13 protein-coding genes are annotated in these 13,727 nt (G+C 57.2%); 4 read left to right on the forward strand and 9 right to left on the reverse strand.

All coding sequences use genetic code 11. The annotated features are described in order from the left end of the window. Window positions 1-19: 19 nt before the first annotated feature. Window positions 20-1,096 carry a DUF4158 domain-containing protein gene (locus tag F1325_RS16085; RefSeq protein ID WP_001138080.1) on the reverse strand — a complete coding sequence of 359 codons (1,077 nt, stop codon included), beginning with the start codon at window positions 1,094-1,096 and terminating at the stop codon, window positions 20-22. A gap of 125 nt (window positions 1,097-1,221) precedes the next feature. Between F1325_RS16085 and F1325_RS16090 the strand changes: the two genes are divergently transcribed. The 4 genes from F1325_RS16090 to F1325_RS16105 all read left to right on the forward strand — a co-directional run bounded on the left by F1325_RS16090 (window position 1,222) and on the right by F1325_RS16105 (window position 4,826). Beyond that, window positions 1,222-1,836: a recombinase family protein gene (locus F1325_RS16090; protein WP_000904906.1), complete on the forward strand. Its 615-nt coding sequence runs from the start codon at window positions 1,222-1,224 to the stop codon at window positions 1,834-1,836. A gap of 118 nt (window positions 1,837-1,954) precedes the next feature. Then, a protein-coding gene (locus F1325_RS16095) for an IS3 family transposase (protein WP_223672967.1) occupies window positions 1,955-3,087 on the forward strand; the annotation gives its coding sequence in 2 pieces (ribosomal slippage) (window positions 1,955-2,207 and window positions 2,207-3,087; 1,134 coding nt in all). A gap of 99 nt (window positions 3,088-3,186) precedes the next feature. Beyond that, complete coding sequence (gene aph(3'')-Ib / locus F1325_RS16100; RefSeq protein WP_001082319.1) at window positions 3,187-3,990, forward strand: aminoglycoside O-phosphotransferase APH(3'')-Ib; 804 nt, start codon at window positions 3,187-3,189, stop codon at window positions 3,988-3,990. After that, window positions 3,990-4,826, forward strand: a complete 837-nt coding sequence (locus tag F1325_RS16105; RefSeq protein ID WP_000480968.1) for an aminoglycoside O-phosphotransferase APH(6)-Id — start codon at window positions 3,990-3,992, stop codon at window positions 4,824-4,826. Before aph(3'')-Ib ends, F1325_RS16105 begins: the two co-directional genes overlap by 1 nt. A gap of 331 nt (window positions 4,827-5,157) precedes the next feature. Here the strand turns inward: F1325_RS16105 and F1325_RS16120 are convergent, their stop codons facing one another. From F1325_RS16120 to F1325_RS19435, 8 genes are all read right to left on the reverse strand, one after another. Beyond that, the gene (locus F1325_RS16120) at window positions 5,158-6,651 is read right to left on the reverse strand and encodes an IS91-like element ISCR2 family transposase (protein ID WP_001120888.1); all 1,494 of its coding nucleotides are present in this window, start codon (window positions 6,649-6,651) and stop codon (window positions 5,158-5,160) included. 111 nt (window positions 6,652-6,762) lie between these two features. Continuing rightward, window positions 6,763-7,068, reverse strand: a complete 306-nt coding sequence (locus F1325_RS16125; protein WP_001255015.1) for a LysR family transcriptional regulator — start codon at window positions 7,066-7,068, stop codon at window positions 6,763-6,765. Between the two features lie 27 nt (window positions 7,069-7,095). Continuing rightward, window positions 7,096-8,310, reverse strand: coding sequence for a chloramphenicol/florfenicol efflux MFS transporter FloR (floR, locus tag F1325_RS16130; RefSeq protein WP_000214122.1), 1,215 nt, complete (start codon window positions 8,308-8,310; stop codon window positions 7,096-7,098). Window positions 8,311-8,532: 222 nt separating this feature from the next. After that, entirely contained in the window at window positions 8,533-9,417 is an 885-nt protein-coding gene (locus F1325_RS19430; protein ID WP_001447541.1) for a DUF3363 domain-containing protein, read from the reverse strand. A 30-nt stretch (window positions 9,418-9,447) separates the two neighbouring features. Further along, complete coding sequence (locus F1325_RS16140; protein WP_001120888.1) at window positions 9,448-10,941, reverse strand: IS91-like element ISCR2 family transposase; 1,494 nt, start codon at window positions 10,939-10,941, stop codon at window positions 9,448-9,450. A gap of 111 nt (window positions 10,942-11,052) precedes the next feature. Continuing rightward, window positions 11,053-11,358 carry a LysR family transcriptional regulator gene (locus F1325_RS16145; RefSeq protein WP_001255015.1) on the reverse strand — a complete coding sequence of 102 codons (306 nt, stop codon included), beginning with the start codon at window positions 11,356-11,358 and terminating at the stop codon, window positions 11,053-11,055. Between the two features lie 27 nt (window positions 11,359-11,385). Continuing rightward, window positions 11,386-12,600, reverse strand: coding sequence for a chloramphenicol/florfenicol efflux MFS transporter FloR (gene floR, locus F1325_RS16150; protein WP_000214122.1), 1,215 nt, complete (start codon window positions 12,598-12,600; stop codon window positions 11,386-11,388). Window positions 12,601-12,822: 222 nt separating this feature from the next. Then, entirely contained in the window at window positions 12,823-13,707 is an 885-nt protein-coding gene (locus F1325_RS19435; RefSeq protein ID WP_001447541.1) for a DUF3363 domain-containing protein, read from the reverse strand. Between the last annotated feature and the right edge of the window lie 20 nt (window positions 13,708-13,727).

Consider the following 13,727-nt stretch of genomic DNA (forward strand, 5'->3'; position numbering starts at 1 on the left):
ACAAAAGGCTGCCTCATCGCTAACTTTGCAACAGTGCCCTCGCGATGACATCGCCCAGCGGCTGGCCATCATCCTGTGCATCGACCAGGGCGCCCCCGATCTCGGCGAAGGATTTCAGGGTGTCACGCACCACCCCCGCTTCGTCTGCGACCTTTGCATGGCAAATACGCTCCGAAGCACGGTAGAGACGGCCGACGATCCGGTCGTGGGTTTCGACCACTGCGTCGGCCAACATCGCCTGCCATTCCGAGACGCAAACAGCCAAGATCGCAAGCCGCCTGTCCTCCGGGAGATCGCGCATGCCGTCGGCATAATACCGTTCACCCTGCCTGCGCAGACGAGTCACCCGATGGGCAGGAACGCCGGCAAGCAGATCCTCGGGGAGATCGACGCGTTGCAGATATTCGAGCCGGTCGAGCAGCCGGTTGGCCGACGAAGAGTTCGAGCCAGGCTCGAACTGGCGCAGCCACACAAAACGGGTCACCCGATCATCAGCCGTCTCCTCGAGCAATGCCAGCAACTGTTCTCGGATCGACATAGGCAGCCGACTGGCGATCCTCGTCTCGATGCGTCGCTCGGCATCGACGAGAGCCGCGGCACAAAGCCGCTCGATCGTGGATGTCGCGGGAAGGACAGTGCGGGTGCGTCGGCACTCGGCTACGAAGCGACGGGCGATATCCTCGTTCGACACCGCCATCTCGGCTTCTCGGAACAACCATTCCTTCAGCTCGCTCGCACCACGTCCGGAGAAGGTGCGGAAGCCGTAGAGCCCCCGTAACTCGGCAAGATGCTCGTGCCGTGTTTCCTCGCGGGCAGCATAGTCTACGAGATCGTCGGCACCCAGGCCAAGCTGCGCTCCGATAAATTCGATGACCTCTGCAGGGATCAGTTCGCCTGGAGCCAGCACCCGGCCGGGATAGCGCAGGACACACAATTGCAGGGCGAAGCCGAACCTGTTGTGAGCGCGCCGACGCAGCCTGATATGCCCAAAGTCTTCATCACTCAGCGTATAGTGCTTGAGCAAATCCGTCTGTGAAGTCGGCAAGCGCAACAGCGCGTCTTTCTGCCGATCGGTTAGAGTGACGCGACGCGGCATACATGTTCCTTTTTCAAAATCTGATAGCGTTCAAGACGCTTTGTTTATGAAGCTGGTTGAGATACATTTCCAGAGGTCAATGCAATCGTGGCCGAAGCGCCGCCTCAAACCAACGTTTGTGATACATGCTGATCGGATATGCCCGCGTCTCCAAAGCCGATGGCTCGCAGTCTCTCGACCTGCAGCACGACGCCTTGCGCGCCGCAGGTGTCGAACGGGACAATATCTATGATGATCTTGCTTCCGGCGGTCGTGATGATCGCCCTGGCTTGACTGCCTGCCTCAAGTCATTGCGTGACGGCGATGTGCTGGTGGTCTGGAAGCTCGATCGCCTCGGACGATCGCTTGCCCATCTGGTCAACACGGTGAAGGAGCTGTCAGACCGCAAGATCGGCCTGCGGGTTCTGACTGGAAAGGGCGCTCAGATCGACACCACGACTGCGTCCGGTCGCATGGTGTTCGGAATCTTCGCCACCTTGGCCGAGTTCGAGCGGGATCTGATCCGAGAGCGCACCATGGCGGGTCTCGCCTCCGCGAGAGCGCGCGGTCGCAAGGGCGGACGAAAATTCGCGCTCACCAAAGCTCAGGTGCGTCTCGCGCAAGCCGCCATGGCCCAGCGCGATACTTCAGTTTCCGATCTCTGCAAGGAACTCGGCATCGAGCGCGTCACTCTCTACCGATATGTCGGTCCCAAAGGCGAGCTCAGAGACCATGGAAAGCATGTTCTCGGACTTACGTAGCAACTCGTTTCTTTTCGCAGGTTGAGCCACAGAGGTGGATCAGGAAATTTGAACAACACTTATAAGTGATATTTTGCTCCCCAAATGATGTTATAAACATCAATATATGGAGTATTTTATGACACGTAGACCAAGAAGAAATCATTCAAATGACTTTAAAGCTAAGGTAGCACTTGCTGCGATTAAAGCAGAAAAAACACTTGCTGAATTGAGTGCTGAATTTGATGTTCATCAAAACCAAATTATTGACTGGAAAAATCAACTGATTTCAGCTTCCTCGCAAGCTTTCGATCAATCAAAAGCTCCAACAGAACCACCCATCGATCTAAAAAAACTACATGCAAAAATCGGTGAGCAGGCATTAGAAATTGATTTTTTAGAAGGTGTGTTGAAGAAACTGGGTCGCTTCAACCACAAAAGTTAATCGATGACTCACTTCAGATTTCAGTATCTAAGCAAGCTAAGCTGCTGAAAGTCTCCCGTGGTTGTTATTACTATCGCCCAAAACCTGTGAGTGAATCAGATCTGAAGCTGATGCGCTGTATGGATGAGTTACATATGCAATACCCTTTTGCAGGTAGCCGTATGATGCGTGATTTATTGAATCGTCAAGGACATCATATAGGACGACGTCATACACGTACTTTAATGAAGAAAATGGGCATTAATGCGTTATATCGTAAACCAAATCTAAGTCAGGCCAATCAAGCTCACCGTAAATATCCATATCTGCTCAAAGGATTGGCTATTCAGCGCAGTAATCAAGTGTGGTCTACGGATATAACGTATATCCCTATGGCAAAAGGCTTTGTTTATTTATGTGCTGTGATTGATTGGCATAGCCGCAAGGTACTTGCGCATAGAGTATCGATTAGTATGGAGGTTACATTTTGCATAGAAACATTAAATGAAGCTATTGAAAAATATGGCCGACCTGAAGTCTTTAATACAGACCAAGGCAGTCAGTTTACCAGTGATGCATTTATTGATGTATTGAAATCAAATGGCATTCAAATCAGTATGGATGGTAAAGGTCGATGGGTTGATAATGTGATGGTTGAACGATTATGGCGGAGCGTTAAATATGAAGAGGTGTATCTCAAAGCCTACAGCAATGTTTTGGATGCGAAGAAGCAATTAAACGCATATTTTGAATTTTATAATTTGAAACGACCTCATTCGAGTCTGGACAAAATGACTCCAGATGAGTTTTACTATGACCAGCTACCACAACAAAATAAGGTAGCTTAACTAGAGCAGAGTATCACTTATAAATAAGCTTTTAGTTGTTCAAACAAGTGGGACCACCTCTCACCTCCGCGCTTCATCAGAAAACTGAAGGAACCTCCATTGAATCGAACTAATATTTTTTTTGGTGAATCGCATTCTGACTGGTTGCCTGTCAGAGGCGGAGAATCTGGTGATTTTGTTTTTCGACGTGGTGACGGGCATGCCTTCGCGAAAATCGCACCTGCTTCCCGCCGCGGTGAGCTCGCTGGAGAGCGTGACCGCCTCATTTGGCTCAAAGGTCGAGGTGTGGCTTGCCCCGAGGTGATCAACTGGCAGGAGGAACAGGAGGGTGCATGCTTGGTGATAACGGCAATTCCGGGAGTACCGGCGGCTGATCTGTCTGGAGCGGATTTGCTCAAAGCGTGGCCGTCAATGGGGCAGCAACTTGGCGCTGTTCACAGCCTATCGGTTGATCAATGTCCGTTTGAGCGCAGGCTGTCGCGAATGTTCGGACGCGCCGTTGATGTGGTGTCCCGCAATGCCGTCAATCCCGACTTCTTACCGGACGAGGACAAGAGTACGCCGCAGCTCGATCTTTTGGCTCGTGTCGAACGAGAGCTACCGGTGCGGCTCGACCAAGAGCGCACCGATATGGTTGTTTGCCATGGTGATCCCTGCATGCCGAACTTCATGGTGGACCCTAAAACTCTTCAATGCACGGGTCTGATCGACCTTGGGCGGCTCGGAACAGCAGATCGCTATGCCGATTTGGCACTCATGATTGCTAACGCCGAAGAGAACTGGGCAGCGCCAGATGAAGCAGAGCGCGCCTTCGCTGTCCTATTCAATGTATTGGGGATCGAAGCCCCCGACCGCGAACGCCTTGCCTTCTATCTGCGATTGGACCCTCTGACTTGGGGTTGATGTTCATGCCGCCTGTTTTTCCTGCTCATTGGCACGTTTCGCAACCTGTTCTCATTGCGGACACCTTTTCCAGCCTCGTTTGGAAAGTTTCATTGCCAGACGGGACTCCTGCAATCGTCAAGGGATTGAAACCTATAGAAGACATTGCTGATGAACTGCGCGGGGCCGACTATCTGGTATGGCGCAATGGGAGGGGAGCAGTCCGGTTGCTCGGTCGTGAGAACAATCTGATGTTGCTCGAATATGCCGGGGAGCGAATGCTCTCTCACATCGTTGCCGAGCACGGCGACTACCAGGCGACCGAAATTGCAGCGGAACTAATGGCGAAGCTGTATGCCGCATCTGAGGAACCCCTGCCTTCTGCCCTTCTCCCGATCCGGGATCGCTTTGCAGCTTTGTTTCAGCGGGCGCGCGATGATCAAAACGCAGGTTGTCAAACTGACTACGTCCACGCGGCGATTATAGCCGATCAAATGATGAGCAATGCCTCGGAACTGCGTGGGCTACATGGCGATCTGCATCATGAAAACATCATGTTCTCCAGTCGCGGCTGGCTGGTGATAGATCCCGTCGGTCTGGTCGGTGAAGTGGGCTTTGGCGCCGCCAATATGTTCTACGATCCGGCTGACAGAGACGACCTTTGTCTCGATCCTAGACGCATTGCACAGATGGCGGACGCATTCTCTCGTGCGCTGGACGTCGATCCGCGTCGCCTGCTCGACCAGGCGTACGCTTATGGGTGCCTTTCCGCAGCTTGGAACGCGGATGGAGAAGAGGAGCAACGCGATCTAGCTATCGCGGCCGCGATCAAGCAGGTGCGACAGACGTCATACTAGATATCAAGCGACTTCTCCTATCCCCTGGGAACACATCAATCTTACCGGAGAATATCGTTGGCCAAAGCCTTAGCGTAGGATTTCGCCCTCTCCCGCAAACGACCCCAGAATAAACGCCCTTTTCACCCAAGTCCAACAGCTTTGGACCGCAGTTGACTCTTTCGACACCCCTGCGATGCAACCCAATCCGGCTGACGGGGAGCCAGCAACGCTGAAAATTTACCCTCCTCTTTCCCACTAGCGGCTCCTTTTCCGACAACCAGCACGGCGGATCCCTGCCGCGGCGCTGTGAACGCAGCATTTTGATTGGTATCGTTGGCCTTCAGGCTCGTCAGTCAAACAGACCCAGGAGCAGCTCAGCCGGTGGCGCCCGGCTTTCGGGTAACGCCCTGGTCCCGCTGGTTTCGGCTTTGTGCTTCAGGTGATCAAGGATCTGCTTGATCACTATAGGGTCTTCAATGCAGGCGATGACTTTCATGGCGCCGCCGCAGCCGCTGCAGGTCTCGATGTCGATATTGAAAACACGCTTGAGCCGTTGCGCCCATGTCATCGACGCTCGCCGTTGTGCTGGTGTTGCCGGTTCATCAGCCACCCTGACCTTGTTGCCCCTGCCCCGTTTTGCCGGCGTGACCAACGCCCGGTGCCGACTGTTGGGTGCGAACACCCCGTGGAAGCGGGTTAGGTTGACTCTGGGCTTCGGTACCAGGGCGGCCAGCCTTGCAATGAAATCCAATGGTTCGAAAATGACGTGCGTGGTGCCGTCCCGGTACGGCGTCTTGAGCTGGTAGCGCACGTTGCCGCCTCGTGTTAACGACAGCCGCTTCTCGGATACCGCCGGGCGGCTGATGTACCGGCACAGCCGTTCGAGCTTCTTGCGTTCATCGGCCCTGGCCGCCACGCCGGCGTGCAGGCTGGACCCGGCTACCTTGCCAATCCCGTCACCGAACGGATCACCACTGGTCGGCAGAGTTTGCAAAGTGAACACCTTTCGCCCCGCCTGTGAACCGACAGCGATACGGTAAGTGATCGAGTGCCCCAGCAGGGGTGTCATCGGGTCGTCATCCACCGCATCCGAGGCCAGATAGCTGTTTTCGACATCCCGTTCCAGCAGGCCTTGCCGTTCCAGATAGCGACCCACCCGGTGGGCGATGGTGTGCGTCAGCTGGGTGAGCTCTGGGCTGGTCGGCGCCTTGACCCAGCGGAAACGCGCTGAGCCGTGGGATTGCTCGACATACACACCGTCGAGAAACAGCATGTGGAAGTGAACATTCAGATTGAGCGCCGATCCAAAACGCTGGATCAGGGTGACCGCGCCCGTCTTGGCCACTTGGTGGGTATGGCCCGCTTTCTTGACCAGGTGCGTGGCAATGACGCGGTAAACGATGCCCAGCACCCACCCCATGATCTCGGGCCGGCTGGCAAACAGGAAACGCAGCTGAAACGGGAAGCTCAACACCCACTGACGCATGGGTTGTTCAGGCAGTACTTCATCAACCAGCAAGGCGGCACTTTCGGCCATCCGCCGCGCCCCACAGCTCGGGCAGAAACCGCGACGCTTACAGCTGAAAGCGACCAGGTGCTCGGCGTGGCAAGACTCGCAGCGAACCCGTAGAAAGCCATGCTCCAGCCGCCCGCATTGGAGAAATTCTTCAAATTCCCGTTGCACATAGCCCGGCAATTCCTTTCCCTGCTCTGCCATAAGCGCAGCGAATGCCGGGTAATACTCGTCAACGATCTGATAGAGAAGGGTTTGCTCGGGTCGGTGGCTCTGGTAACGACCAGTATCCCGATCCCGGCTGGCCGTCCTGGCCGCCACATGAGGCATGTTCCGCGTCCTTGCAATACTGTGTTTACATACAGTCTATCGCTTAGCGGAAAGTTCTTTTACCCTCAGCCGAAATGCCTGCCGTTGCTAGACATTGCCAGCCAGTGCCCGTCACTCCGCGGTCTTCACTGCGTGATCGAGTTGATCGACACCCGCCGTGACACGCTCCATGAAGTGCCTGCCTGCGTCTGTTAGCCGAACGCCCCGCGCATGGCGCTCAAATAGCAGGACACCAAGGTTATCCTCCAGCGCTTTCACACGCGCGCTGACGCTCGACTGGCTGATACCAAGTGCCTTGGCCGCATGCCGAAAATTCAGATGCTCGGCGACGGCGATGAACTGAACAAGGGAAATGAGCGGTATCCTGCCAGACAGGATACCGACATTCACGAGGTTTCGATGGTTAGTGCGCCGCATCGGAGCGGGCCTGCTACCAGTCGTCGGTTAGACGACTGGCGACTTCTCGGTGGCAGCCCCACGGAGCCGAAGGAGCACCAGCCCCAACGAAACCAGTACCGCCATCGCCGTGGCGTAACAGATCACGGGCCACGCTGTGTCACCGTTTAAAAGTGCCACCGCCAATGTCCCGACAATGCTGACTATCAGGCTTTGAACGCAGAAGTAGAACGCGACCGCTGATCCCGCGATGTCGTCGAACTCTGCCAAAGCGCCGTTCGCGGTAACGGACACCGTGAAGACAATACCGACCGCGACAACCCACATCGGTAGGATGAAGGTGAGGAATGACGGCGAGCCGTAAAGTTCGCCGATCCCCAACAGGACCGCTCCGCAAACAAGCAACGCCATCCCACGCGCCACGCATCCTGCGATGCCCCATCTGGCGACAAAGGACTTCGCGAAACGGGTTGTCACGATCATTACAAGCGCGACAGTGGCGAAGGCAAAGCTGAATCCGATCTCGGAATATTCCGCTTGGCCTATGAGCACACGGGGAGCCGTCGAGAAGAAGACGAAGTAGGTGCCCATACCGGCGCTAAAGCCGACAGTGTAAACCCAAAAAGCCGGACTCGCGAAGATCGGCAAGACAGATCGGCGCGTCTTGACTTGATCCAGAGGGCGGGTTTCGTGCCACCTGAAACCCGCATTTAGGAGTGCGAGCATCGCCAGTATAGCCAAAGTAATGAATATCGCCTGCCATCCCAAGAACTCGCCGATCAATACTCCGGCGATAGGGCCGAGCGCAGGCACGAACGCCAGCATCGAACTGAAAAGGCCGTAGATGACGACACCCTCAGGACGGTTGGCATAAACGTCGCGAACCGTCGCGAACGTCGCCACCAGCATGGCCGACGCGCCCACTGCTTGAAGTAGACGGAAAGCGACAAAGGCCGGTGCAGTTGAAGACCAAGCTGCTCCCAGAGACGCAATGACGAAAGCCGTTGCGCCCGCAAGTAGAATTGGCCGTCGCCCGATTCTGTCTGAGAGCGGACCAAAAATCACCTGGCCCACGCCGAGCATCACCATATAGAGGCTCAACGTGAGTTGGATCATAGCGGGCGTCGTGTTCAGGATGCCGGGCATCGCTGGAACGACAGGGAGATAAATATCCATCGCCAGTGAAGCGAGGATGTCGAAAGGAGCCATCAGCAGCAGTGCTGCCGGCAGCGTATAGGCCCACGCGGGGCGTGTGGTGGTCATGACGAATCAACCCTCGATTAAGATTAAGGAATACCGGGCGACGTCTGCTCGTCAGCAATCAGATGAGACTAGCCTTACAGAGCGCCGCAACAACAATACTGGTTGTTGCGGCTTACTTGTCTGCTGACTTGGAATTTCCCATCTGATTACTCCACGCTTACGAATATGAATTGCTACATTTTATCAGATTATCTTTTGCTTCGCAATGCGGCATGGGCGCACTCAGCGTTCCAGCCCCCTCTGCCGCCCTAACTGCCACGACACCGACCCGCCCTGCACGATGCCCATAACCTCGCGGCCGAGTTGGCGGTCGATGATCGGCCGCCACGGGACAAGGGTGAACTCATGGGATTTCTCGACCACGGCGAACTTGCCGCTCGATAGATGCACGGTTCCGGTAAACTTGCCGCTGACGCTCTCGCCGTCCGTGGCGGCGCGGAACGGCAGGCCCTTACTCAAAGCCATATCCGATCCGACGCCGGCTACCTCGCGCTCCCGCAGGATGGCGAGAAGGTTGCGCCGGTAGAAGACGCGGCTGTCCCGGCTGCGGGTGGCGTCGCCCTGTTCGATATGGTGCTCGCGGCGCTGGTCCATGGCTTCGCGGACTTGTTGCCCGAAGCCGGTTGGCGCAAGGTCGGCCGTCTCGCCGTGGATCAGCCGCCGGTCCAGCCAGGTCGCGCCGTCCGATCCGATCTGTTTGTTCAGATCGACCGGGGAAAGGACGCGAACGCTGGCCTGACTGTCTCGGCCGGCGTCATGGGCGGCGGCACGGCTGACCAGATCATCGGGGATGCGCCATTGGTCGGCGTCGATCCGCTCGACGATACCGGCCCGGCGTAGCGCCTCCAGCCGGCGCACATGGGCATCGACATAGCCCTCATAGTCGCCGCCTGGAACGCGGCACGTATAGGAAGAATAAACGCCCTTTTCACCCAAGTCCAACAGCTTTGGACCGCAGTTGACTCTTTCGACACCCCTGCGATGCAACCCAATCCGGCTGACGGGGAGCCAGCAACGCTGAAAATTTACCCTCCTCTTTCCCACTAGCGGCTCCTTTTCCGACAACCAGCACGGCGGATCCCTGCCGCGGCGCTGTGAACGCAGCATTTTGATTGGTATCGTTGGCCTTCAGGCTCGTCAGTCAAACAGACCCAGGAGCAGCTCAGCCGGTGGCGCCCGGCTTTCGGGTAACGCCCTGGTCCCGCTGGTTTCGGCTTTGTGCTTCAGGTGATCAAGGATCTGCTTGATCACTATAGGGTCTTCAATGCAGGCGATGACTTTCATGGCGCCGCCGCAGCCGCTGCAGGTCTCGATGTCGATATTGAAAACACGCTTGAGCCGTTGCGCCCATGTCATCGACGCTCGCCGTTGTGCTGGTGTTGCCGGTTCATCAGCCACCCTGACCTTGTTGCCCCTGCCCCGTTTTGCCGGCGTGACCAACGCCCGGTGCCGACTGTTGGGTGCGAACACCCCGTGGAAGCGGGTTAGGTTGACTCTGGGCTTCGGTACCAGGGCGGCCAGCCTTGCAATGAAATCCAATGGTTCGAAAATGACGTGCGTGGTGCCGTCCCGGTACGGCGTCTTGAGCTGGTAGCGCACGTTGCCGCCTCGTGTTAACGACAGCCGCTTCTCGGATACCGCCGGGCGGCTGATGTACCGGCACAGCCGTTCGAGCTTCTTGCGTTCATCGGCCCTGGCCGCCACGCCGGCGTGCAGGCTGGACCCGGCTACCTTGCCAATCCCGTCACCGAACGGATCACCACTGGTCGGCAGAGTTTGCAAAGTGAACACCTTTCGCCCCGCCTGTGAACCGACAGCGATACGGTAAGTGATCGAGTGCCCCAGCAGGGGTGTCATCGGGTCGTCATCCACCGCATCCGAGGCCAGATAGCTGTTTTCGACATCCCGTTCCAGCAGGCCTTGCCGTTCCAGATAGCGACCCACCCGGTGGGCGATGGTGTGCGTCAGCTGGGTGAGCTCTGGGCTGGTCGGCGCCTTGACCCAGCGGAAACGCGCTGAGCCGTGGGATTGCTCGACATACACACCGTCGAGAAACAGCATGTGGAAGTGAACATTCAGATTGAGCGCCGATCCAAAACGCTGGATCAGGGTGACCGCGCCCGTCTTGGCCACTTGGTGGGTATGGCCCGCTTTCTTGACCAGGTGCGTGGCAATGACGCGGTAAACGATGCCCAGCACCCACCCCATGATCTCGGGCCGGCTGGCAAACAGGAAACGCAGCTGAAACGGGAAGCTCAACACCCACTGACGCATGGGTTGTTCAGGCAGTACTTCATCAACCAGCAAGGCGGCACTTTCGGCCATCCGCCGCGCCCCACAGCTCGGGCAGAAACCGCGACGCTTACAGCTGAAAGCGACCAGGTGCTCGGCGTGGCAAGACTCGCAGCGAACCCGTAGAAAGCCATGCTCCAGCCGCCCGCATTGGAGAAATTCTTCAAATTCCCGTTGCACATAGCCCGGCAATTCCTTTCCCTGCTCTGCCATAAGCGCAGCGAATGCCGGGTAATACTCGTCAACGATCTGATAGAGAAGGGTTTGCTCGGGTCGGTGGCTCTGGTAACGACCAGTATCCCGATCCCGGCTGGCCGTCCTGGCCGCCACATGAGGCATGTTCCGCGTCCTTGCAATACTGTGTTTACATACAGTCTATCGCTTAGCGGAAAGTTCTTTTACCCTCAGCCGAAATGCCTGCCGTTGCTAGACATTGCCAGCCAGTGCCCGTCACTCCGCGGTCTTCACTGCGTGATCGAGTTGATCGACACCCGCCGTGACACGCTCCATGAAGTGCCTGCCTGCGTCTGTTAGCCGAACGCCCCGCGCATGGCGCTCAAATAGCAGGACACCAAGGTTATCCTCCAGCGCTTTCACACGCGCGCTGACGCTCGACTGGCTGATACCAAGTGCCTTGGCCGCATGCCGAAAATTCAGATGCTCGGCGACGGCGATGAACTGAACAAGGGAAATGAGCGGTATCCTGCCAGACAGGATACCGACATTCACGAGGTTTCGATGGTTAGTGCGCCGCATCGGAGCGGGCCTGCTACCAGTCGTCGGTTAGACGACTGGCGACTTCTCGGTGGCAGCCCCACGGAGCCGAAGGAGCACCAGCCCCAACGAAACCAGTACCGCCATCGCCGTGGCGTAACAGATCACGGGCCACGCTGTGTCACCGTTTAAAAGTGCCACCGCCAATGTCCCGACAATGCTGACTATCAGGCTTTGAACGCAGAAGTAGAACGCGACCGCTGATCCCGCGATGTCGTCGAACTCTGCCAAAGCGCCGTTCGCGGTAACGGACACCGTGAAGACAATACCGACCGCGACAACCCACATCGGTAGGATGAAGGTGAGGAATGACGGCGAGCCGTAAAGTTCGCCGATCCCCAACAGGACCGCTCCGCAAACAAGCAACGCCATCCCACGCGCCACGCATCCTGCGATGCCCCATCTGGCGACAAAGGACTTCGCGAAACGGGTTGTCACGATCATTACAAGCGCGACAGTGGCGAAGGCAAAGCTGAATCCGATCTCGGAATATTCCGCTTGGCCTATGAGCACACGGGGAGCCGTCGAGAAGAAGACGAAGTAGGTGCCCATACCGGCGCTAAAGCCGACAGTGTAAACCCAAAAAGCCGGACTCGCGAAGATCGGCAAGACAGATCGGCGCGTCTTGACTTGATCCAGAGGGCGGGTTTCGTGCCACCTGAAACCCGCATTTAGGAGTGCGAGCATCGCCAGTATAGCCAAAGTAATGAATATCGCCTGCCATCCCAAGAACTCGCCGATCAATACTCCGGCGATAGGGCCGAGCGCAGGCACGAACGCCAGCATCGAACTGAAAAGGCCGTAGATGACGACACCCTCAGGACGGTTGGCATAAACGTCGCGAACCGTCGCGAACGTCGCCACCAGCATGGCCGACGCGCCCACTGCTTGAAGTAGACGGAAAGCGACAAAGGCCGGTGCAGTTGAAGACCAAGCTGCTCCCAGAGACGCAATGACGAAAGCCGTTGCGCCCGCAAGTAGAATTGGCCGTCGCCCGATTCTGTCTGAGAGCGGACCAAAAATCACCTGGCCCACGCCGAGCATCACCATATAGAGGCTCAACGTGAGTTGGATCATAGCGGGCGTCGTGTTCAGGATGCCGGGCATCGCTGGAACGACAGGGAGATAAATATCCATCGCCAGTGAAGCGAGGATGTCGAAAGGAGCCATCAGCAGCAGTGCTGCCGGCAGCGTATAGGCCCACGCGGGGCGTGTGGTGGTCATGACGAATCAACCCTCGATTAAGATTAAGGAATACCGGGCGACGTCTGCTCGTCAGCAATCAGATGAGACTAGCCTTACAGAGCGCCGCAACAACAATACTGGTTGTTGCGGCTTACTTGTCTGCTGACTTGGAATTTCCCATCTGATTACTCCACGCTTACGAATATGAATTGCTACATTTTATCAGATTATCTTTTGCTTCGCAATGCGGCATGGGCGCACTCAGCGTTCCAGCCCCCTCTGCCGCCCTAACTGCCACGACACCGACCCGCCCTGCACGATGCCCATAACCTCGCGGCCGAGTTGGCGGTCGATGATCGGCCGCCACGGGACAAGGGTGAACTCATGGGATTTCTCGACCACGGCGAACTTGCCGCTCGATAGATGCACGGTTCCGGTAAACTTGCCGCTGACGCTCTCGCCGTCCGTGGCGGCGCGGAACGGCAGGCCCTTACTCAAAGCCATATCCGATCCGACGCCGGCTACCTCGCGCTCCCGCAGGATGGCGAGAAGGTTGCGCCGGTAGAAGACGCGGCTGTCCCGGCTGCGGGTGGCGTCGCCCTGTTCGATATGGTGCTCGCGGCGCTGGTCCATGGCTTCGCGGACTTGTTGCCCGAAGCCGGTTGGCGCAAGGTCGGCCGTCTCGCCGTGGATCAGCCGCCGGTCCAGCCAGGTCGCGCCGTCCGATCCGATCTGTTTGTTCAGATCGACCGGGGAAAGGACGCGAACGCTGGCCTGACTGTCTCGGCCGGCGTCATGGGCGGCGGCACGGCTGACCAGATCATCGGGGATGCGCCATTGGTCGGCGTCGATCCGCTCGACGATACCGGCCCGGCGTAGCGCCTCCAGCCGGCGCACATGGGCATCGACATAGCCCTCATAGTCGCCGCCTGGAACGCGGCACGTATAGGAAGAATAAACGCCCTTTTCACCCAAGTCCAACAGCTTTGGACCGCAGTTGACTCTTTCGACACCCCTGCGATGCAACCCAATCCGGCTGACGGGGAGCCAGCAACGCTGAAAATTTACCCTCCTCTTTCCCACTAGCGGCTCCTTTTCCGACAACCAGCACGGCGGATCCCTGCCGCGGCGCTGTGAACGCAGCATTTTGATTGGTATCGTTGGCC

The sequence above is a fragment of the Proteus columbae genome, from assembly GCF_009914335.1.
GTDB lineage: Bacteria > Pseudomonadota > Gammaproteobacteria > Enterobacterales > Enterobacteriaceae > Proteus.

Excerpts from the sequence above, each read along its gene's own strand:
- F1325_RS16085 (WP_001138080.1), bottom strand. The coding sequence starts at position 1,096 with ATGCCGCGTCGCGTCACTCTAACCGATCGGCAGAAAGACGCGCTGTTG.
- F1325_RS16105 (WP_000480968.1), top strand. The coding sequence starts at position 3,990 with ATGTTCATGCCGCCTGTTTTTCCTGCTCATTGGCACGTTTCGCAACCT.
- F1325_RS16145 (WP_001255015.1), bottom strand. The coding sequence starts at position 11,358 with ATGCGGCGCACTAACCATCGAAACCTCGTGAATGTCGGTATCCTGTCT.
- F1325_RS16125 (WP_001255015.1), bottom strand. The coding sequence starts at position 7,068 with ATGCGGCGCACTAACCATCGAAACCTCGTGAATGTCGGTATCCTGTCT.
- floR (WP_000214122.1), bottom strand. The coding sequence starts at position 8,310 with ATGACCACCACACGCCCCGCGTGGGCCTATACGCTGCCGGCAGCACTG.
- F1325_RS16140 (WP_001120888.1), bottom strand. The coding sequence starts at position 10,941 with ATGCCTCATGTGGCGGCCAGGACGGCCAGCCGGGATCGGGATACTGGT.
- F1325_RS19435 (WP_001447541.1), bottom strand. The coding sequence starts at position 13,707 with ATGCTGCGTTCACAGCGCCGCGGCAGGGATCCGCCGTGCTGGTTGTCG.
- F1325_RS19430 (WP_001447541.1), bottom strand. The coding sequence starts at position 9,417 with ATGCTGCGTTCACAGCGCCGCGGCAGGGATCCGCCGTGCTGGTTGTCG.
- F1325_RS16090 (WP_000904906.1), top strand. The coding sequence starts at position 1,222 with ATGCTGATCGGATATGCCCGCGTCTCCAAAGCCGATGGCTCGCAGTCT.
- floR (WP_000214122.1), bottom strand. The coding sequence starts at position 12,600 with ATGACCACCACACGCCCCGCGTGGGCCTATACGCTGCCGGCAGCACTG.
- F1325_RS16120 (WP_001120888.1), bottom strand. The coding sequence starts at position 6,651 with ATGCCTCATGTGGCGGCCAGGACGGCCAGCCGGGATCGGGATACTGGT.